Source organism: Pseudomonas sp. AC172, assembly GCF_979258595.1.
This window is the reverse complement of sequence record NZ_OZ409868.1, coordinates 3,187,253-3,207,303: the sequence shown is the minus strand read 5'-3', so window position 1 is coordinate 3,207,303 and position 20,051 is coordinate 3,187,253. Positions and strand designations below refer to the sequence as shown.

Annotated in this window: 20 protein-coding genes and 1 pseudogene; 11 read left to right on the top strand and 10 right to left on the bottom strand. The window is 58.8% G+C overall.

All coding sequences use genetic code 11. From position 1 onward, the window contains the following. Positions 1 to 299: 299 nt before the first annotated feature. On the top strand, positions 300 to 1,763 hold the full coding sequence (locus ACZ0A4_RS14390; RefSeq protein ID WP_016986741.1) for a glyceraldehyde-3-phosphate dehydrogenase: 1,464 nt from the start codon (positions 300 to 302) through the stop codon (positions 1,761 to 1,763). A gap of 170 nt (positions 1,764 to 1,933) precedes the next feature. Here the strand turns inward: ACZ0A4_RS14390 and tcuC are convergent, their stop codons facing one another. Further along, complete coding sequence (tcuC, locus tag ACZ0A4_RS14385) at positions 1,934 to 3,235, bottom strand: tricarballylate/proton symporter TcuC (RefSeq protein ID WP_463575294.1); 1,302 nt, start codon at positions 3,233 to 3,235, stop codon at positions 1,934 to 1,936. A gap of 162 nt (positions 3,236 to 3,397) precedes the next feature. Here tcuC and ACZ0A4_RS14380 point away from each other — a divergent pair, with 162 nt between their 5' ends. Together ACZ0A4_RS14380 and sthA are read left to right on the top strand one after the other, a co-directional pair. Continuing rightward, complete coding sequence (locus tag ACZ0A4_RS14380) at positions 3,398 to 4,342, top strand: FAD:protein FMN transferase (RefSeq protein ID WP_463577555.1); 945 nt, start codon at positions 3,398 to 3,400, stop codon at positions 4,340 to 4,342. A gap of 197 nt (positions 4,343 to 4,539) precedes the next feature. Further along, a complete protein-coding gene (sthA, locus tag ACZ0A4_RS14375; protein WP_007984277.1) occupies positions 4,540 to 5,934 on the top strand; it encodes a Si-specific NAD(P)(+) transhydrogenase in 1,395 nt (464 codons plus the stop codon). A 42-nt stretch (positions 5,935 to 5,976) separates the two neighbouring features. On the opposite strand, the gene ACZ0A4_RS14370 is transcribed toward sthA, so the two are convergent. Together ACZ0A4_RS14370 and ACZ0A4_RS14365 are read right to left on the bottom strand one after the other, a co-directional pair. Continuing rightward, positions 5,977 to 6,699, bottom strand: coding sequence for a glycerophosphodiester phosphodiesterase (locus tag ACZ0A4_RS14370; RefSeq protein ID WP_236428758.1), 723 nt, complete (start codon positions 6,697 to 6,699; stop codon positions 5,977 to 5,979). A 14-nt stretch (positions 6,700 to 6,713) separates the two neighbouring features. After that, positions 6,714 to 7,295 carry a PilZ domain-containing protein gene (locus tag ACZ0A4_RS14365; RefSeq protein ID WP_016986736.1) on the bottom strand — a complete coding sequence of 194 codons (582 nt, stop codon included), beginning with the start codon at positions 7,293 to 7,295 and terminating at the stop codon, positions 6,714 to 6,716. Positions 7,296 to 7,389: 94 nt separating this feature from the next. Here ACZ0A4_RS14365 and ACZ0A4_RS14360 point away from each other — a divergent pair, with 94 nt between their 5' ends. The 3 genes from ACZ0A4_RS14360 to ACZ0A4_RS14350 all read left to right on the top strand — a co-directional run bounded on the left by ACZ0A4_RS14360 (position 7,390) and on the right by ACZ0A4_RS14350 (position 10,639). Beyond that, on the top strand, positions 7,390 to 8,640 hold the full coding sequence (locus tag ACZ0A4_RS14360) for a lipoprotein-releasing ABC transporter permease subunit (RefSeq protein WP_150730818.1): 1,251 nt from the start codon (positions 7,390 to 7,392) through the stop codon (positions 8,638 to 8,640). Continuing rightward, on the top strand, positions 8,633 to 9,331 hold the full coding sequence (gene lolD / locus ACZ0A4_RS14355; protein ID WP_053122064.1) for a lipoprotein-releasing ABC transporter ATP-binding protein LolD: 699 nt from the start codon (positions 8,633 to 8,635) through the stop codon (positions 9,329 to 9,331). Before ACZ0A4_RS14360 ends, lolD begins: the two co-directional genes overlap by 8 nt. A 63-nt stretch (positions 9,332 to 9,394) precedes the next feature. After that, positions 9,395 to 10,639 carry a lipoprotein-releasing ABC transporter permease subunit gene (locus ACZ0A4_RS14350; RefSeq protein WP_463575290.1) on the top strand — a complete coding sequence of 415 codons (1,245 nt, stop codon included), beginning with the start codon at positions 9,395 to 9,397 and terminating at the stop codon, positions 10,637 to 10,639. A gap of 108 nt (positions 10,640 to 10,747) precedes the next feature. Here the strand turns inward: ACZ0A4_RS14350 and ACZ0A4_RS14345 are convergent, their stop codons facing one another. Both ACZ0A4_RS14345 and ACZ0A4_RS14340 read right to left on the bottom strand, forming a co-directional pair. Next, positions 10,748 to 12,097 (bottom strand): heavy metal sensor histidine kinase, encoded by a 1,350-nt coding sequence (locus tag ACZ0A4_RS14345; RefSeq protein ID WP_463575289.1) that lies wholly within the window; start codon positions 12,095 to 12,097, stop codon positions 10,748 to 10,750. Further along, positions 12,097 to 12,777 carry a heavy metal response regulator transcription factor gene (locus tag ACZ0A4_RS14340; protein ID WP_463575287.1) on the bottom strand — a complete coding sequence of 227 codons (681 nt, stop codon included), beginning with the start codon at positions 12,775 to 12,777 and terminating at the stop codon, positions 12,097 to 12,099. Before ACZ0A4_RS14340 ends, ACZ0A4_RS14345 begins: the two co-directional genes overlap by 1 nt. A 163-nt stretch (positions 12,778 to 12,940) precedes the next feature. Between ACZ0A4_RS14340 and copI the strand changes: the two genes are divergently transcribed. Together copI and queF are read left to right on the top strand one after the other, a co-directional pair. Continuing rightward, entirely contained in the window at positions 12,941 to 13,474 is a 534-nt protein-coding gene (gene copI / locus ACZ0A4_RS14335; protein ID WP_463575286.1) for a copper-resistant cuproprotein CopI, read from the top strand. Between the two features lie 61 nt (positions 13,475 to 13,535). Continuing rightward, complete coding sequence (gene queF, locus ACZ0A4_RS14330) at positions 13,536 to 14,366, top strand: NADPH-dependent 7-cyano-7-deazaguanine reductase QueF (RefSeq protein ID WP_463575285.1); 831 nt, start codon at positions 13,536 to 13,538, stop codon at positions 14,364 to 14,366. 26 nt (positions 14,367 to 14,392) lie between these two features. Here the strand turns inward: queF and ACZ0A4_RS14325 are convergent. The 3 genes and pseudogenes from ACZ0A4_RS14325 to ACZ0A4_RS14315 form a co-directional block, all read right to left on the bottom strand. Continuing rightward, positions 14,393 to 14,506, bottom strand: a pseudogene (locus ACZ0A4_RS14325) (metal ABC transporter ATP-binding protein); the annotation flags it as partial. A 48-nt stretch (positions 14,507 to 14,554) separates the two neighbouring features. Continuing rightward, positions 14,555 to 14,818, bottom strand: coding sequence for a DUF4404 family protein (locus ACZ0A4_RS14320; RefSeq protein WP_077573823.1), 264 nt, complete (start codon positions 14,816 to 14,818; stop codon positions 14,555 to 14,557). A 108-nt stretch (positions 14,819 to 14,926) separates the two neighbouring features. Then, positions 14,927 to 15,547 carry an HAD family phosphatase gene (locus ACZ0A4_RS14315; protein ID WP_463575283.1) on the bottom strand — a complete coding sequence of 207 codons (621 nt, stop codon included), beginning with the start codon at positions 15,545 to 15,547 and terminating at the stop codon, positions 14,927 to 14,929. A 198-nt stretch (positions 15,548 to 15,745) separates the two neighbouring features. Between ACZ0A4_RS14315 and ACZ0A4_RS14310 the strand changes: the two genes are divergently transcribed. Then, on the top strand, positions 15,746 to 16,435 hold the full coding sequence (locus tag ACZ0A4_RS14310) for an MlaA family lipoprotein (protein ID WP_463575282.1): 690 nt from the start codon (positions 15,746 to 15,748) through the stop codon (positions 16,433 to 16,435). A 52-nt stretch (positions 16,436 to 16,487) separates the two neighbouring features. Here the strand turns inward: ACZ0A4_RS14310 and ACZ0A4_RS14305 are convergent, their stop codons facing one another. Beyond that, a complete protein-coding gene (locus tag ACZ0A4_RS14305) occupies positions 16,488 to 16,787 on the bottom strand; it encodes a PilZ domain-containing protein (protein WP_463575281.1) in 300 nt (99 codons plus the stop codon). Positions 16,788 to 17,062: 275 nt separating this feature from the next. On the opposite strand from ACZ0A4_RS14305, the gene rssB reads away from it, so the two are divergent. After that, entirely contained in the window at positions 17,063 to 18,244 is a 1,182-nt protein-coding gene (rssB, locus tag ACZ0A4_RS14300; RefSeq protein WP_016986724.1) for a two-component system response regulator RssB, read from the top strand. Further along, the gene (rssC, locus tag ACZ0A4_RS14295) at positions 18,244 to 18,726 is read left to right on the top strand and encodes an anti-sigma factor antagonist RssC (protein ID WP_003226553.1); all 483 of its coding nucleotides are present in this window, start codon (positions 18,244 to 18,246) and stop codon (positions 18,724 to 18,726) included. The genes rssB and rssC overlap by 1 nt, the downstream gene beginning before the upstream one ends. 200 nt (positions 18,727 to 18,926) lie before the next feature. On the opposite strand, the gene tal is transcribed toward rssC, so the two are convergent. After that, positions 18,927 to 19,853, bottom strand: a complete 927-nt coding sequence (gene tal / locus ACZ0A4_RS14290) for a transaldolase (RefSeq protein WP_463575280.1) — start codon at positions 19,851 to 19,853, stop codon at positions 18,927 to 18,929. Between the last annotated feature and the right edge of the window lie 198 nt (positions 19,854 to 20,051).

The window sequence follows — 20,051 nt, the reverse complement described above, 5'->3', positions numbered from 1 at the left end:
GCCGCCTGTCAGTTGCAGACTACGTCTATCTTCGCTGTTTGGACGAAATGTAGTGGTAACCATAAAAAGCAGGCGTTTTTTAGCGATTATGTAGTGCCGAAATTGGCTCGTGTTACGGAGGGTTACAGACATCGTCTAACAGTCGACGAAAAATTGACAGTGCTGGAAGCCGCGTATTTACTGGGCTGGCGCGAGACGTGATTTTTTTGAAAGGGATTTTGTTACCGATTTCGCGACAAGCGCGCATTGCTGAATGAGGTTGTCGGCGGCATAATGTAGCCCCTTTTTTCTGCCCCTACATGTGGAAGGTTACCGTGACTCAGAAGCCCGACCAGTGTCTTGGTGAATGGATCGACCGTGAAGCACTCGCAGAAGCGATGATTCCGCTTATCGGTCAGCTCTACCGCAATAACAACGTGGTGAGCTCGATCTATGGCCGCAGCCTGATCAACCAGTCTGTCATCGCGATTCTCAAAGCTCACCGCTTTGCGCGCCACCGTTCTTCCGACGACAGCGAACTCTCCGTCCACGAAACATTCCCACTGCTCAAAGCCATGAGCGAGCTCAAGCTCGGCGCGGCTTCGGTAGATCTGGGCAAGTTGGCGTTCAAATTCCGCAACGAAGGCAATGGCCGCAGCGCCGAGCAGTTCGTTCGTGAAGAAATGGCCGACGTGGTTGGCCAGCAAAACGCTTCCGCACGTAAAGGCACCGATGTTGTGCTGTACGGCTTCGGTCGTATCGGCCGTCTGCTGGCGCGCATCCTGATCGAAAAAACCGGTGGTGGCGACGGCCTGCGTCTGCGCGCCATCGTCGTGCGCAAAGGCGCCGAAAACGACCTGACCAAACGCGCCAGCCTGCTGCGTCGCGATTCGGTACACGGTTCGTTCAACGGCACCATTACCATCGACGAAGAAAACAACACCATCACCGCCAACGGTAACCTGATCCAGGTGATCTACGCGAAGAACCCGACCGAGGTGGATTACACCCAGTACGGCATCAAAGACGCGCTGCTGGTGGACAACACCGGTGTATGGCGTGACGCCGATGGCCTGGGTCAGCACTTGCAGTGCCCGGGTATCGACCGCGTTGTTCTGACCGCGCCTGGCAAAGGCAAGCTGAAGAACATCGTTCACGGTATCAACCACGGTGAAATCACCGCTGATGACAAGATCGTGTCCGCCGCTTCCTGCACCACCAACGCCATCGTGCCGGTGCTGAAAGCTGTGAATGACAAGTTCGGCATCATCAACGGTCACGTCGAAACCGTTCACTCGTACACCAACGACCAGAACCTGATCGACAACTTCCACAAGGGCGATCGCCGTGGTCGTAGCGCCGCGCTGAACATGGTAATCACCGAGACCGGTGCTGCCACCGCTGCTGCCAAGGCCCTGCCTGAGCTGGCCGGCAAGCTGACCGGTAACGCGATCCGTGTTCCGACGCCAAACGTGTCGATGGCCATTCTCAACCTCAACCTTGAGAAAGCCGCCACCCGTGAAGAGATGAACGAGTACCTGCGCTACATGGCGCTGCACTCCGATCTGCACAAGCAAATCGACTTCGTTAACTCGCAGGAAGTGGTTTCGACTGACTTCGTGGGTTCGCGTCACGCCGGTGTGGTCGACGCTGAAGCGACCATCGTTCAGGACAACCGCGTTGTTCTGTACGTCTGGTACGACAACGAGTTCGGTTACAGCTGTCAGGTTATCCGCGTGATGGAAGACATGGCTGATGTGAATCCGCCAGCGTTCCCGCGCTAAGCGATAGCTGCACATGAAAACGCCCCGACTTTGGTCGGGGCGTTTTTGTTTGTGGGCCTTTTTTGAGCTGTGTTGTCAGTGCGGGCCCCTTCGCGAGCAAGCTCGCTCCCACACTGGATCTATGTCGCTCAGAAATCCCCTGTGGGAGCGAGCTTGCTCGCGAAGGCGATTTATCGGGCGCCGCCGGGTATGGCAGCTTGCGCAGTACGCAATTCATGCTTGTTGCCACGGAACAACACCAGCGTCGCCAACAACCCCAGTACCGCCGCGCCACTGAGCCAGATCCCCGGTGCTGCCTTGTTATCCAGCACATGAATCAGATACGTACACGCCGCCGGGGTAAACCCGCCGAAAGTGGCCGTTGCCAAGCTATAGGCCAGCGAGAACCCGGTCGTACGCACTTCCACCGGCATGATCTCGGTCAGTGCCACCACCATCGCGCCGTTGTACGAGCCGTACAGGAACGACAGCCACAACTCGACGATCAGCAAATGGCTGAAGCTCGGGTTCGCCACCAGCCAGGAGAGCGCTGGGTAGGCGGTCAGGATCGCGAGAATCGTCGCTGCCAGCAGTAAGGGTTTACGTCCGATCTTGTCAGACACTGAACCCATCACAGGCAACCAGAAGAAGTTCGACAGGCCGATGCACACCGTCACCAGCAACGCATCGAAATCCGACAAGTGCAGCTCAGCCTTGCCGAACGTCGGGGTGTATGCGGTGATCAGGTAGAAAGACACCGTGGTCATCACCACCAGCGCCATGCCAGCGATCACGATGCCAAAGTTCTGACCGATAGAGCGTACGATTTCCCGCAGGGTAGGGCGATGTTTTCTGGCCTGGAACTCTGGGGTTTCCTCCAGTGAGCGACGAATGACGAAGATCACTGGCACGATCATGCAGCCGATCAGGAACGGCACGCGCCAGCCCCAATCACCCATTTGTTCCGGGCTCAGCCAATGGTTCAGGCCGACGCCGAGCAACCCGGCGAACACCACCGCCGCTTGCTGACTCGCAGACTGCCAACTGACAAAGAAGCCCTTGCGGCCCGGTGTGGCGATTTCTGCCAGATACACCGACACGCCGCCCAGCTCCACGCCCGCCGAGAAACCTTGCAGCAAACGGCCGAACAGCACTAATAGTGGCGCAGCGACCCCAAGCGTGGCGTACCCCGGAACGCAGGCAATCAGTACAGTACCGGCCGCCATCAACGCCAGCGTGATGATCAGACCCTGGCGACGACCGTGACGGTCGATGTAGGCACCGAGGAAGATCGCTCCCAGCGGTCGCATCAGGAAACCGGCACCAAAGGTCGCCAGCGAAAGCATCAGCGAAGCGAAGGCGCTGTCGGTAGGGAAGAAGGTTTTGGCGATGGCCGTGGCGTAAAAGCCGTAGACCATGAAGTCGAACATTTCGAGAAAATTGCCGCTGACAACGCGAAAGATCGCTTTGCCTTTGCCCGTGGTGGAGGACATGTTCAGGTACTCACTATTGGATTTTGTATAAAGATGTTGCAGATCCTTTAATTCATAATGGCCGCCGCGGTTTTACGGAGAGATGAATAATTGTTCACTGGACGATTGCTTGGGCTTGTGATTCTTGGCGGCATATTGGCTGGCTGCGGTAATGGCGAGTCCATGGAAAGCTTCGGCGGGCCTACCATGGGCAGCACGTATTCGATCAAGTACGTGCGTCACGCTGGCATGCCTGAAGCGACGCAGGTTCGCAGTGAAGTGGAGAGCATCCTCGGCGAAGTCGATCAGCAGTTGTCCACCTATCGCAATGATTCGGACATCGAGCGTTTCAACGCTTTGCCCGCCAACAGCTGTCAGAAAATGCCTGGATCGGTCCTTGAATTGGTCCGCGTTGGCGAACAGCTCTCAGCGCAAAGCGAAGGCTCCTACGACCTGACCGTCGAACCACTGATGAATCTCTGGGGCTTCGGCCCACAAGGCCGCGAAGAGAAAGTCCCTGACGCTGCAGCGCTGGTCGAGGTGCTGCAGCGCATTGGTCGCCAACACCTGCGTATCAATGGCGAGCAGTTGTGCAAAGACGCGGCCGTCGAAGTCGACTTCAACAGCATCGCCGCCGGTTATGCCGTCGATACCATCGCGGCAAGGCTCGATGCCATGGGCATCCACAATTACCTCGCTGAAGCCACGGGTGAGTTAAAGGCAAAGGGTCGAAAGCTTGACGGCTCATCGTGGCGCATCGCTCTGGAAGAGCCCCGCGACGATCAGCAGGTCGCCGAGCGCATCATCGATGTCGACGGCTACGGTGTTTCTACATCCGGCGACTACCGCAACTATTTCCTGCAAGGCGGTCGGCGCTATTCCCACACCTTCGATGCGCGCACCGGCGCACCTGTCCTACACGACCTGGCGTCAGTCACGGTGATTCATCCTTCAGCGCTGATGGCCGATGGACTATCGACGCTGTTGCTGATTCTCGGCCCCGAACGGGCTTGGGACTATGCCGAAAAACATGACATTGGTGCATTCTTTGTGATTCGTGCCGATACAGGTTTTGTCGTCCGCACAAACAAGGCTTTCGAACGCCTCAGTGGCGCAAAAACTGACTGAGAACAATACGAAAGCTGGCGTTGTAGTGCAGGCAAAAGTAGCCTACGACGCGACCAAGGGTTAATGTGCGCGGCGTTGACGCTTCTATAGACTGTGTCCGGGTTCTTGATTGACCCCCAATTGTTCCTTCGCGCCGCCGTTCGGCGTGATTTAGCCGCCGGTGCTGCTGGCACCGCGGCCTGTTCTGAGGAGTACGCATGGCTGTCTACAACTACGACGTGGTGGTGCTGGGTTCCGGCCCGGCGGGAGAAGGCGCGGCAATGAACGCCGCCAAAGCAGGGCGCAAGGTCGCGATGGTCGACAGCCGTCGCCAGGTCGGCGGCAACTGCACCCACCTCGGCACCATCCCGTCCAAGGCACTGCGTCACTCGGTGCGGCAGATCATGCAGTTCAACACCAACCCGATGTTCCGGGCGATCGGCGAGCCACGCTGGTTCTCCTTCCCGGACGTGTTGAAAAGCGCCGAGAAAGTCATTTCCAAGCAAGTCGCTTCGCGCACCGGCTACTACGCCCGCAACCGCGTCGACGTGTTCTTCGGCACCGGCAGCTTCGCCGACGAACAAACCATCGAAGTGGTCTGTGCCAACGGTGTGGTCGAAAAACTGGTGGCCAAGCACATCATCATCGCCACCGGTTCGCGCCCGTATCGTCCGGCGGACATCGATTTCCACCACCCGCGTATCTACGATAGCGACACCATCCTCAGCCTCGGCCACACCCCGCGCAAACTGATCGTTTACGGCGCCGGCGTGATCGGTTGCGAATACGCGTCGATCTTCAGCGGTCTGGGTGTGCTGGTCGAGCTGGTCGATAACCGTGGTCAGTTGTTGAGCTTCCTCGACTCGGAAATTTCCCAGGCGTTGAGCTACCACTTCAGCAACAACAACATCACCGTGCGCCACAACGAAGATTACGATCGCGTTGAAGGCGTCGACAACGGCGTGATCCTGCACCTCAAATCCGGCAAGAAGATCAAGGCCGACGCCTTGCTCTGGTGCAACGGCCGTACCGGTAACACCGATCAGTTGGGTCTGGAAAACATCGGCGTCAAGGTCAACAGCCGTGGCCAGATCGAAGTCGACGAGGCTTACCGCACCTGCGTGCCGAACATCTACGGTGCCGGTGACGTGATCGGCTGGCCGAGCCTGGCCAGTGCCGCCCACGACCAAGGTCGTTCGGCTGCCGGCAGCATCGTTGATAACGGTAGCTGGCGTTTCGTGAATGACGTGCCGACCGGCATCTACACCATTCCGGAGATCAGCTCGATCGGCAAGAACGAGCAGGAACTGACCCAGGCCAAGGTGCCTTACGAAGTCGGCAAGGCGTTCTTCAAGAGCATGGCGCGTGCGCAGATTGCCGGCGAGCCGCAAGGCATGCTGAAGATCCTGTTCCACCGTGAAACCCTGGAAGTGCTGGGCGTTCACTGCTTCGGTTATCAGGCATCGGAGATCGTCCACATCGGTCAGGCGATCATGAACCAGCCGGGCGAACTGAACACCCTGAAGTATTTCGTCAACACGACGTTCAACTACCCGACCATGGCTGAAGCCTATCGGGTAGCAGCGTACGACGGCCTCAACCGGCTTTTTTGACGGGCTCCGGCCGGTGGCCTGAGCCGGCCGGGGAGACCGATTTCAGCAATTCTCGAGGGTGGCAGTGGCCAAACCGGGAAAGTCTGTAATCAGGCTGTCAACGCCGAAGTCGGCGAGTCTGCGCATCAGCGCAGGCTCGTTGACGGTCCATACCGACACATGCAGCCCCTGACGTTGCGCCTTCTGCAGGCGTTCCGGTGTACACAGCGTCCAGTTCAAAGCCAGAATTTCACAGCCATAGCTGGCCGCGACCTTCAACGGGTCGAGCCAGGCGTACTCGGCGACCAGTCCGCGCGACACGTCCGGCACCAGATCCAGCGCCGCTTTCAGCACTTCCCGCGAACTCGAGGTGATCGTCACCTTGTCGAGCAGGCCATGCCGTTGGGCCATTTCGCGAATCGCCAGCACGGTAGTTGCGGCGCGCGTGCGCGAAGCGCTTTTCACCTCGAGCTGCCAGTGCTCGAAATCACACTGTTCGAACAACTCTTCCAGCGTCGGAATCGGGCACGGCTTGATCCAGCCCGGGCCACCCTTGCGCGCGTCGTAGGTCACCAGTTCAGCGGCGGTGTGCTCGACGACCTTGCCGCGCCGTTCCGTGGTGCGTTTGAGGGTCGGGTCGTGGATGACCATCAACTCGCCGTCCTTGGACAGGTGCAGATCCAGTTCGCAGCGGCGCACGCCGTGCTTTAGACATTCCTGAAAGCTGCTCAGGGTGTTTTCCGGTGCTTCGCCCTTGGCGCCGCGGTGGCCGTAGATGAGGGTCACGGTTCTTCCTTAAATTAAATGCCTGATTCGTTCTGTTCGCGGGCCAGACGTCGTTCCTGAGCCTGCTTCTGCAAGATATAGCGGGCGAGCAGCTGGCGCTGGGCGTCGGTCAAGTGTTCGAACTCTGTGCCGACGTCATAACCTTCGCCCTTGCGGTCGCAATGCGTGACACGGGCGCGCAGCAACAGGCCCAGTGCTTGTGGCATCAGCACCAGTTTCACCGACAAGTGTGCGCCAGTGGCAATCGGCGTCGGGTACTGAAAGTCGATTCCGCCTTCGGAGATGATCACCGGTTGCGGCTCGCCGATATGGCCGAGCACGGTCAGGGCGACCACCTGGCTGAGCAGGTCGATGCGTTTGTTCTGGGATTTCAGGAACGCGGCGATGGCCCGGTCGCGCTCGCTGATCTGGCGCAACAGGTGTTGCGACTCGAATTCGCTCAGGTGCAGTTCGCTGAGCAGGTTGAAGAGTGGGGAAGCATCCTGCAACACTTCCTGGCCTGCGGCTTCGGGAGCGGACAGGGGCCGAATTTCCAGTGCGATCGTGTCCTCGATACGGTAGTATTCGCGGCGATCTTCTTCATCTAATGTCGACATGGCGAACCCATGGTAGCGGCGGTGGTCTGAGTGTAAAGCTGGTTATCGACCCCCGCCACAAGGACGTTCCTTTTCCCTCCGAACAAGCCCCGACATGTTCAGACCTCTCTTCGTATTTATCGGCACGCGTTATACCCGTGCAAAGCGTCGCAATCATTTTGTGTCATTCATTTCCCTGACTTCGATGATCGGGCTCGCCCTTGGCGTGGTCGTGATGATCGTCGTGCTGTCGGTGATGAATGGCTTCGATCATGAGATGCGCACCCGCGTGCTGGGCATGGTGCCCCACGCGACCATTGAATCCACTGAGCCGATCAACGATTGGCAAAGCCTGGCCACCAAGGTCAAGCAGAACCCGCAGGTGACGGCCGTTGCGCCGTTCACCCAGATGCAGGGCCTGCTGACCAATAACGGTCAGGTGTCCAAGGTGTTGCTCAACGCCATCGACCCTGCGCTCGAGCGCAACGTCTCGATCATCGACAACTTCATGAAGCAGGGCAAACTCGACGATTTGACGCCGGGCAGCTTCGGCATCGTCATCGGCGACAAGGCCGCGACCAAGCTCGGCGTGGGCATCGGTGACAAAGTCACCTTTGTTGCGCCGGAGGTCAGCGTGACCCCGGCCGGGATGTTTCCGCGCATGAAGCGCTTCACCGTGGTCGGTATTTTCCATGTCGGTGCCGGTGAGCTCGACGGTTATCTGGGCGTCACCAACCTGCAAGATCTGGCGAAGATGCACCGCTGGAAGCCTGATCAGGTGCAGGGCATCCGCCTGAAGTTCGACGACCTGTTCCAGGCGCCGCGTGTGGCGTGGAACATCGCCCAGCAGCTTGGCGAAGACCATTACTACGCCCGCGACTGGACCCGTACCCACGGCAATCTGTATCAGGCGATCCGCATGGAAAAAGCCATGATCGGCCTGCTGTTGCTGCTGATTGTCGCTGTTGCCGCGTTCAACATCATTTCTACGCTGGTCATGGTGGTCAACGACAAGAAAGGCGACATCGCCATTCTGCGCACGTTGGGCGCGACGCCGGGCACGATCATGCGCACGTTCATGGTGCAAGGCACGGTGATCGGCGTGGTCGGTACGGCGATTGGCGCGGTGCTCGGGATTCTCGCCGCGCTTAATGTCAGCGCCGCGATCTCGGCACTGGAAGGCCTGATCGGCCATAAATTCCTTAATGCTGACGTGTATTTCATTGATTACCTTCCGTCGCAAGTGCAGAGCCAGGATGTCGTCATGGTCTGCGCGGCGGCGTTGGTCCTGAGTTTCCTCGCCACCCTGTATCCCGCCTGGCGTGCTGCGCGCACCCAGCCGGCGGAGGCGCTACGTTATGAGTGAGTCGGGCATGAGTGAACAAGCAATCTTGAGCTGCCGCAACCTGGGCAAATCCTACGAGGAAGGCCCGGAATCGGTAGAAGTACTGGCCGGCCTGCAACTGGAGTTGCACCCGGGCGAGCGTGTGGCAATTGTCGGCACCTCGGGTTCGGGCAAAAGTACTTTGCTCAACCTGCTCGGTGGTCTGGACACGCCAACCAAAGGCAGCGTCTGGCTCGACGGTGAAGAACTGTCGGCACTGAGCGAGAAGAAGCGTGGCCTGCTGCGTAACCGTTCGCTCGGCTTCGTCTACCAGTTCCACCACTTGCTGCCGGAATTCACCGCGCTGGAAAACGTTTGCATGCCGCTGCTGATCGGCAAGACGCCGATCCCGGAAGCGCGTCAGCGGGCCACGGCATTGCTGGAGCGCGTCGGCCTCGGCCATCGTCTGGAGCACAAACCGTCCGAACTGTCCGGTGGTGAGCGTCAACGTGTCGCCATCGCCCGTGCGCTGGTGAACAAGCCAGGCCTGGTGATGCTCGACGAGCCGACCGGCAACCTCGACTCTCACACCGCCCAGGGCATTCAGGATTTGATGCTGGAACTCAGCACCTCGATGCGCACCGCGTTTCTGGTGGTGACTCACGACATGAACCTGGCCCGCCAGATGGACCGCGTACTGCACCTGCAAGAAGGTCGCCTCACGCCTATCTGATTGGCTGAAACCCGACGCCGGAAACGGCGTCGGGTCTTTTATTTTTATACGGTGCCCCAGCGAATGTTCAGACCGTTATCGATCTTTATCGGCACGCGCTATACCCGCGCCAAGCGCCGCAATCGCTTCGTTTCGTTCATTTCGATGACCTCGATGATCGGCCTCGCCCTCGGCGTGCTGGCGATGATCGTGGTGTTGTCGGTAATGAACGGCTTCCAGCGTGAAATGAGTTCGCGCATCCTCGGCATGGTGCCGCACGCGACCATCGTGGGCGTCAAGCCGATTGATGACTGGCAGCCGGTGGCTGCCGCTGCGATGAAAAATCCTGAAGTGACTGCCGCCGTGCCGTTCACCGAAATGGAAGGGATGCTCTCCTATAAGGGCCTGATGCAGCCGATCCAGATCAGCGGCGTTGATCCGGCACAGGAAGGCAAGGTGTCGATCGTTGCCCAGCACATCGTGCAGGGCCGCCTCGACGCGTTGAAACCGGGTGAGTTCGGCGTGGTGATTGGTGAAATTACTGCGCGGCGCTTCCGCCTCAATGTTGGCGACAAGATCACCCTGATCGTGCCGGAAGTCAGCACCGCACCGGGCGGCATCACCCCGCGCATGCAGCGTCTGAATGTGGTCGGCGTGTTCAAGGTTGGCGCTGAACTGGACGGCTCAATGGGCCTGATCCACGTGGCTGACGCCGCGACCATGCAGCACTGGGAGCCGAATCAGGTACAGAGTGTGCGTCTGGCGGTCAAGGATCTGTACGCCGCGCCGAAAGTCTCCTCGGACATCGCCTCTGGTTTGGGCGCGGACTTCAAGGCTGACGACTGGACCCACACCCAGGGCAGTCTGTTCAGCGCAATGAAAATGGAAAAAACCATGATCGGCCTGCTGTTGCTGATGATCGTCGCGGTGGCGGCGTTCAATATCATCGCAACCTTGATCATGGTGGTGAACGACAAGGGCGCGGACATCGCGATTTTGCGCACCATCGGCGCCACGCCACGGCAGATCATGGCGATCTTCATGGTGCAGGGCACGGTGATCGGCATTGTCGGCACATTGATCGGCGGCGTGCTCGGTGTGATCGCGGCGCTCAATGTCAGTGAGTTGGTCGGCTGGGTCGAACGTGTGAGCGGGCAGCATATCTTCAGTTCCGACGTGTATTTCGTCAGCAATCTGCCGTCGGAATTGCAGGGCGGGGATGTGCTGTTGATCTGCTCGGCGGGCTTTATCCTGAGCTTCCTGGCGACGGTGTATCCGGCCTGGCGGGCGGCGAAGATCGAGCCGGCTCATGCCCTGAGATATTCGTAAACCTTTAGACCGCTTTCGCGAGCAGGCTCGCTCCCACAGGGGATTTGTGAACGACGCAGATCCAATGTGGGAGCGAGCCTGCTCGCGAAGGGGCCTGAATGGCTGGCCTCAATCGCCCTTGGGCAACTCGATCACAAACCGCGTCCATCCCGCCTCCGATTCGCAATGAATCTGCCCACCATGGGCGCGGATGATCGACTGGGTAATCGCCAGCCCCAATCCCGCATGTTCACTGCTGCCTTCCTGCCGCGCCGGATCCGCTCGATAAAAACGGTCAAACAGCCGTGGCAACAACTCTGCAGAAATCCCCTCGCCACTGTTTTCGACTGAAACCCGCACCGCGTTCGATACATCAACGATTCGCACATTCACCGCGCCCTCAACCGGGGTAAACCGCAGAGCGTTATCCAGTAAGTTCGACAAGGCTCGCCGCAACATACTGCGGTCACCTTCGATTCGCGCATGACCTTCGCGCGACAGCCTGACCCCGGCGTCCTCCGCCAACGGTGCAAAAAACTCCAGCAATACATCCGCCTCATCCGCCAGTTCCAGCGCTTCACGTTTGGGCATCAGCAAACCGTGGTCAGCCTTGGCCAGGTACAACATGTCGTTGACCAGTTGCGCCATCCATTGCAGCTCTTCGAGGTTACTGTGCAGCGCTTCGCGGTAATCCTCGATCGGCCGTGGCCGGGTGAGGGTGACCTGAGTGTGGGTCAGCAGGTTCGACAGCGGTGTACGCAGTTCATGGGCGATGTCGGCGGAAAACGCCGAGAGCCGCTGAAACGAGTCGTCGAGGCGTGCGAGCATGGCGTTGAAGCTGTGGGCCATTTCCGCAAGTTCTGGCGGTATTTGTTCTTCTGGGAGTCGGGCATTCAGCGATTGTGCGGAAATCCCACGGGCGACTGCACTCATGCGGAGCAACGGCCGTAATCCACTGCGCGCCGCCCAGGCACCGAGCAGCGCTGTGGCCAGCGCCGAGAGGCCGACGGTCAGCCAGATCAAGTGCTGCATGCGTTGCAGAAAGTGTTGGTGATGGGTGATGTCCAAAAGCAAAGTCAGTTGCGGCGAATCGTTTTTGTCCGGGTAGAGCGGGGCGTTGAGCACGCGATAGTCCGCGCCGTCTTTGCTGATTGTCGATAGACCCGATTGTTGCGGCAAATCCTTGGGGATCAGTGTCGAACTGTCGTACCAGCGTTGACCGTCACTGCCAGTGATGCGCAGCGACAGATCGGCCTGGCGGCTCAGCTCATCCGCCAACCGCGCCTCGCGTTGCCCGGGCTGTACATCCTGCAAGGCGCGGCGCAGGCCGATCAGTTTACCGTCCAGTTGTTGCTGGTCGAGTTCGATGAAGTGCGCCTCGCTGGCGCGGTTGAACAGCACCCCGGCGAACAGCGAGACCACAGCGGTGCAAGCGGCGAACAACAATGCCAAGCGCGAACTCAGGGACAAACGGCGCATCAGACGCTGCGCTCTTCAAGCACGTAACCCATGCCGCGAACGGTGTGGATCAGTTTGTTGGGGAATTCGTCATCGATTTTCAGACGCAAACGGCGGATCGCCACTTCGATGACATTGGTGTCGCTGTCGAAATTCATGTCCCAGACCTGTGAGGCGATCAGCGATTTCGGCAGTACTTCGCCTTGGCGACGCAGGAGCATTTCCAGCAGCGCGAACTCCTTGGCGGTCAGGTCGATGCGCTGGCCACTGCGCTCGACCCGGCGGCGAATCAGGTCCAGACGCAGGTCGGCCAGTTGCAGGCTGGTTTCCTGCGGTGTGGCGCTGCCACGACGCAACAGACTGCGCACCCGCGCTAGCAATTCGGAAAAGGCGAAGGGTTTGATCAGATAATCATCGGCGCCCAGTTCGAGGCCGTGAACCCTGTCCTCCACGGCGTCTTTGGCCGTGAGAAAAAGTACCGGCGTATCCAGCCCGGCGCTACGCACTGCGTGCAAAATCTGCCAACCGTTGCGGCCCGGTAGCATCACGTCGAGGATCAGCAGCGCGTAATCACCGCTCAGCGCCAGTTGCTGACCGCTGTTGCCGTCGGCCACCAGTTCCGTATTGAACCCGGCCTCGGTCAGGCCCTGGCGCAGGTATTGGCCGGTTTTCGCTTGGTCTTCGACGATCAACAGTTTCATGGGCGACTCAGTGAGTTCGGGGTGTAGAGATGAAAGCGTTATACCTTGAGGGCATGCGACAAACGCCAACCTGACAAAGTTGTAATCTGCCTGTCAGGTAGATGCCAGCGCAGGCCGGCTAAAGTTTCCCACAGGCCGAACCTTATCTTGTTGGAGAACGACCATGTTTTTACGCCAATCCCTGACGTTGGCTGCCTTTCTGTTGGCGCTGGGTTCGCCAGTGTGGGCCGCGCCAGCCCACACCTACGACTTCGGCCAGCCAGCGCCTGCCGCCAAAGCCACGCGCAGCATTGAAGTAGTGTTGAACGACATGTCGTTCGATCCCAAGGCGATTCAGGTCAAGGCCGGTGAGACCGTTCGCTTTGTGCTGGTGAATAAAGGCCAGTTGTTGCACGAATTCAACCTCGGCGACGCAGCGATGCATGCCAGACACCAGCAGGAAATGTTGCAGATGCAACAAAGCGGCATGCTCACGCCTACCGGTATGAAGGAAATGTCCCACGATATGGCCGGTATGGATCACGCGGCGATGGGTCACGGCATGAAGCACGACGATCCCAATAGCGTGTTGGTCGAGCCGGGCAAGACTGCCGAGCTGACCTGGACGTTCAGCAGGGCCACCAGCCTGGAATTCGCCTGCAATATTCCCGGGCATTATCAGGCGGGCATGGTCGGCAAACTGACTGTCAGTCAGTAAGCACTCAAAGGCGCGGGCAAAGGCTGTTAGAATCCGCTGATTATTCAGTCAGGTTTCCGCCATGCATCCCGCAGCCGAACACTCGCCGCTGGGCAAATCCAGCGAATACATCGCCACGTACACACCGTCCCTGCTGTTCCCGATTCCGCGCACCGCGAAATGGGCCGAGCTGGGCCTGACCGCCGAAACCCTGCCGTATAAAGGTGTGGATTTCTGGAATTGCTTCGAGCTGTCGTGGCTGTTGCCGTCGGGTAAGCCGGTGGTGGCGATCGGCGAATTCAGCATTCCGGCGGACTCGCCGAATATCATCGAGTCGAAGTCGTTCAAGCTTTATCTGAACTCGTTGAACCAGACGGCGTTTGCCGACGTCACTTCTTTGGAAGCAACCCTTGTCAAGGACCTGTCTGCCGCTGCCGGCAAACCGGTGGGTGTAAGGGTTCGCAGCCTGAAGGATGTTGAAGCGGAAGGCGTCGTGGCGCTGCCCGGCGTGTGCATCGATGATCTGGATATCAGTGTCAGCAACTATGAGCATCCGCGCCCGGAACTGCTGCGTTGCGATGATTCGCGGATTGTCGAGGAGACGGTGTATAGCCATCTGCTCAAATCCAACTGCCCGGTGACCAGTCAGCCGGACTGGGGCACAGTGGTGGTGGAGTATCGTGGCTCGGCGCTGGATCACGCCAGTTTGCTGGAATATATCGTCAGCTTCCGCCAGCACTCGGACTTCCATGAGCAGTGTGTGGAGCGGATTTTTCTTGATCTGCAGCGTCTGCTGAAACCAGAGAAGCTGACGGTGTTTGCACGTTATGTGCGTCGCGGTGGTCTGGATATCAACCCGTATCGCAGCACCGAAAGCGTACAACTGCCGAACCATCGCCTGGTGCGTCAATAAAGATCCGGAATGTGCGATATCCAATGTGGGAGCGAGCCTGCTCGCGAATGCGGTGTGTCATTCAACGATGATGTCGACTGACACGACGCCTTCGCGAGCAGGCTCGCTCCCACAGGGGACCGTGTTGAAATTGTAGAAATGAAAAAGCCCTGCCAGTGATGGCAGGGCTTTTTGCGTTTCGGAGGGAATCAGATCCCCATGCTGCCCAGCGCATTGACGATGTTGCGCAGGGTGCCGGCAATCGCCGGGTGTTCGACTTCGAAGCGTTCAACGGCCAGGTTCACGCCATCGGCAATGCTGGCGTCTTGCGTGGCATTTTCCAGTTGAATTTCGGATTCAATCTGCGCCATCAGCACGCGCAGGTCCTCACGTTCGACTTCCGACAGCGGCGGATTCTGCTCCAGCTGCTCGCGCAGGGTATCGAGCTGTTTTTGCAGTTCTTGGGCGGGCATGGTGGTTTCCTTTTATCAGTAGGCACTGGCATTGACCGCAGCCGCGCGCCAAAGGTCTATGGCTGACCTTTAGATTAATCCACTCCCGGCAAACCTGCATGATCCCGATCAGGGCTTTTCGCCTTTGAGGCGGCGCAGGCTGATGTCGGCGAGACAGGTATCGAGTTCGCTCAGGTGATCGATGACCGAATGCACGCCGAGACCGAATAACTGCATCGTCGCCTTGCCCCGCAGTTGTTCGCGTTCTTTCTGGCTCAGTGCTTGCCATTCCCCCGGTGCCAGGCCGCAGAGCGAGCCGCAGGAGGCGAGGCCGATGGTCCATAGCCCAGCGTTAAGGCCCGATTGCAGCAAGCGCGGCTCACCGCTGACCAATACGCAACCGTCCAGACTGCTGACGTTCAGGTCCATCAGGGCCTGCCAGCAAGCGTTCGGCGCAGGCCATGGATTGATTGTTGCCGAATGTTGCGCGGGTTTGATCCACGCTGGCAGCGAGGTCGACAACGCTTGTGCGAGGGTCGAGGGCAGTTCATCCAGCCAAGCGCAGGGAATCTGCTGGCGCTGCAAACTGTGCAGGCTGTCGAGTGCGCCCGGTGTGGCTTCGGCATACTCGGGCAGGGCGATCGTCTGTCGACTGGCGCGGGCACCGAAATCCACCAGACAGCCGCTGAGTCCAAACAGTACGGCCGTCAGGCTCGGCGCGGCGACGGGCAAGGTTTCGGCGTGTGTCATGGCAACGTCCCTGAAATAACGATCAGGCTAGGCCGTGCCGGTGACAGTTGGATGACAGCTGTGTGAACGGCGACGCGAGAAGCGTCCTACAGACTGCTGCATTGCGCAGACTGTCCAAACGGGCTTTTACGCTTATACTAGCGGCCTGAATACCCGGGCTCAGATGTCCGCGACAGTACCATTCCAAGGAGTTTTTCTATGCGCTGGAGCAATCCGCTCGCTCAGCTATGTGTATGTGCCAGTCTATTGCTGGCTCCGTTTGCCACTCAGGCGGCAACGGAAGAAGACCCTTGGGAAAGCGTCAACCGTCCAATTTTCCAGTTCAACGACTTCGTCGACACCTACGCGCTGAAGCCATTGGCTCAGGGTTATGAGTTTGTTACGCCGCAGTTCCTTGAAGACGGCATTCACAACATGTTCCGCAACGTCGGTGACGTCACCAACCTGGCGAACAACATCGTGCAGGCCAAACCGGCTGCCGCTGGCGTCGACACTGCACGTCTGATCTTCAACACCACGTTCGGCCTGCTCGGTTTCTTCGACGTCGGCACCAAAATGGGCCTGAACCGCAGCGATGAAGACTTCGGCCAGACCCTCGGTTACTGGGGCGTGGGCAGCGGTCCGTACGTGATGCTGCCGCTGATGGGCCCGAGCACTCTGCGTGACGCACCGTCCAAGTATGTCGACAGCTACACCGGCATGTACCGCTACATCAACGATGTGCCGGTGCGTAACTCGATCTTCGGTCTGAACATCGTTGACACCCGGGCCAGCCTGCTGTCGAGCGAGAAGCTGATCAGCGGCGACAAGTACACCTTCATCCGCAACGCTTACTTGCAGAACCGTGAGTTCAAAGTGAAGGATGGCCAGGTCGAAGACGATTTTTAATCGCGACCGGTAAAAAGAAAGGCGACCTCAGGGTCGCCTTTTTTGTGTGCAGCTATTTCATCTTCAGGATGGTCAGGCCGAGCTTCTGGCCGCCGCCATCCTGTGCCCTGATCCACACCACTTCGGTCTCGGCTTCAAGGCCGCTGAGTGCGGCATGTTCGGAATCGATGCGCACGCTCAAACGATCACCGACCGCGAACTGGCGCGGTGCTTCGACCTGCATGCCACTACTGGAGAGGTCGATGCAAACGCCTGAAACCTCATCTCCCTCATGAATCAACACGACATCGGCATCGACCCGCATACGGATGAAATCGCGCTTTTCGCTGTAGTCCCGACTGGTTTGACTCATAGGTTCGTCCTTCCATTGGGTTACGGTTTGAGCTGTTCTTATAACTCTCGGTGATTTGACAAGTAAAGTCGTCAAGCGACCATCGGCGCATGCTTGAAACGCTCTGCGGATGGGAGTACCGTCTGCGCCTTAGAAGGGCACCTCTGGTGTAACCGCGTTTGCAGCCAATGCTCGAAAGCGGTGCAGCAGAGAGGCTAGAAAGCGAATCCAGTAGTCTGCGCAGGGCCCGATGCCCCGCCAACTACGCCAACCTAATTCTGGCGCCGTTTGCCCACATGCCAAAAACCAGTGCCACGCTGCTGATAATCGATGATGACGAAGTAGTGCGCGCGAGCCTCGCGGCCTACTTGGAAGACAGTGGTTTCAGCGTCCTGCAGGCCAGCAACGGCCAACAGGGTCTTCAGGTATTCGAGCAAGACACGCCCGACCTGGTCATCTGCGATCTGCGCATGCCGCAGATGGGCGGTCTCGAACTGATCCGTCAGGTCACCGAGCGGTCACCGCAAACACCGGTGATCGTGGTGTCGGGTGCCGGCGTGATGAACGATGCGGTCGAAGCCCTGCGCCTGGGCGCGGCGGATTACCTGATCAAGCCTCTCGAAGATCTGGCTGTGCTCGAGCACTCTGTGCGCCGGGCCCTGGATCGTGCGCGCCTGCTGCTGGAAAACCAGCGCTATCGCGAGAAGCTGGAGAAGGCCAACCGCGAGCTCGAGGCCAGCCTGAACCTGCTCCAGGAAGACCAGAACGCCGGTCGCCAGGTGCAGATGAACATGCTGCCGGAAAGCCCGTGGAGCATCGACGAGTTCAAGTTTGCCCACCAGATCATCCCGTCGTTGTACCTGTCGGGTGATTTTGTCGACTATTTCCGTGTCGACGAGCGCCGGGTCGCGTTTTATCTGGCGGATGTATCCGGTCATGGCGCCTCTTCAGCCTTTGTCACCGTGCTGCTGAAGTTCATGACCACGCGCTTGCTGTTCGAATCCAAGCGCAACGGCACCTTGCCGGAATTCAAGCCTTCGGAAGTCCTTGGTCATATCAACCGGGGGCTGATCAGTTGTAAGCTGGGTAAACACGTCACAATGGTCGGTGGAGTCATCGACGAGGAGACCGGTTTGTTGACCTATAGCATCGGCGGCCATCTGCCGTTGCCTGTGTTGTACACGCCTGACAGTGTTCGTTATCTCGAAGGGCGTGGTCTGCCGGTGGGGCTCTTCAATGAAGCCACCTACGAAGACCATGTGCTTGAGCTGCCGCCGACGTTCAGCCTGACGCTGATGTCGGATGGCATTCTGGATCTTTTGCCAGAACCTACGCTCAAAGAAAAAGAAGCCGCTTTGCCTCAACGGGTGAAGTCGGCGGGCGGCAGCCTGGATGGTCTGCGGCAAGTGTTTGGATTGGCCACGCTAGGGGAGATGCCGGATGATATCGCCCTGTTGGTGTTGAGCAGGAATCTTTAATGAGTACCGGTAGAATCCAGTTCGCCGAGCAGGACGGCACCTTCGTCCTGAAGTTCGTCGGTGAAGTTCGCCTGACCCTGTGTTCGGCGTTGGATGCGACTATTGAGAAAATCTTCACCGCGCTGAATTTCAACGCGATCGTGATCGATTTGACCGAAACCCGCAGCATCGACAGCACGACGTTGGGCCTGTTGGCCAAACTGTCGATTCTGTCGCGGCAGAAGGTCGGCCTGCTGCCGACCGTCGTCACCACCCACGAAGACATTACCCGTCTGCTGCAGTCGATGGGTTTCGAGCAGGTGTTCAACATCGTCAACCACCCGGTGCCATGCCCGGAGTGCCTGGACGACCTGCCGGATCAGGACCAGTCGGAAGAAGTGGTGCGGATCAAGGTGCTCGAAGCGCACAAGATCCTCATGGGCCTGAACGACTCCAATCGTGAAGCGTTTCATGACCTGGTCAATGCCCTGGAAAGACACTGATCTGATGAAGTGATGTTGTCTGGGCCGGCCTCTTCGCGAGCAAGCTCGCTCCCACATTGATGCTGCGTCGATCACAGATCCCCCTTGTGGGAGCGAGCCTGCTCGCGAAAGCGGCCGCAAGATCACCAAAAAATTTCCAGCAGCCATAAAAAAGGGCGAATCCACCAGGATTCGCCCTTTTTGCATTTCACCCACTCAAATCACAGCTTGGCCTGCAACAGCGCCTCAAGCTTCTCCTGGTCGCGAGAAAACTGACGAATGCCCTCAGCCAGTTTCTCGGTGGCCATTGCGTCCTCGTTGGACAACCAGCGGAATTGCGCTTCGTTGAGGCTCAGACGGGCTTCACCGGCGTTGCCCGGGGCCAGTTTACGCTCCAGCTTGCCGGTATCGGCCGCCAGCTTGTCGATCAGGTCCGGGCTGATGGTCAGACGGTCACAGCCGGCCAGTTGCTCGATCTGGTTGAGGTTGCGGAAGCTCGCGCCCATGACCACGGTCTTGTAGTCGTTGGACTTGTAGTAGTTGTAGATACGGGTGACCGACTGTACGCCCGGATCATCAGCGCCGGTGTAGTCGTTGCCGTTGGCCTTCTTGTACCAGTCGTAGATGCGGCCCACGAACGGCGAAATCAGGAACACCCCAGCGTCAGCGCAAGCGGCGGCCTGGGCGAAGGAGAACAGCAGGGTCAGGTTGGTCTGGATGCCTTCCTTCTCCAGCACTTCGGCGGCGCGGATGCCTTCCCAGGTCGAGGCGATCTTGATCAGTACGCGATCACGGCCAACGCCGGCCTTGTCATACAGCTCGATCAAGCGATGCGCGCGTTTCAGTACGGCGTCCTTGTCGAACGACAGGCGTGCGTCCACTTCGGTGGAGATACGGCCCGGGATGACTTTGAGAATTTCCTGACCCACCGCGACGCCGAAACGGTCGCTGGCGAGGCCAACATCGCCCTTGCAGTCGCTGACGCAGGCGTTCAGCAACTCGGCGTAGGCCGGAATGGCCGCCGCTTTGAGCAGCAGGGAAGGGTTGGTGGTGGCGTCGACCGGTTTGACCCGGGCGATCGCTTCGAAGTCGCCGGTGTCGGCAACTACGGTGGTGAACTGTTTGAGTTGTTCCAGCTTGGAAGTCATGGGCGTGCTCTGTCCTATGGGTCTGATGACATTACCCGAGCGCTGACAGCCACTCAAGGGCGGGTACGTGTATCGATGGCCCCTGCGGCAACAACCTGAAAACGATTGTTTGAAAGGTGGGGCGGGTTATCGATGAATACGATGCCAAAACGGCCAACAGGTTCAAAGCAACCGACCTGCGTGCAGGTCGGTCGCGCA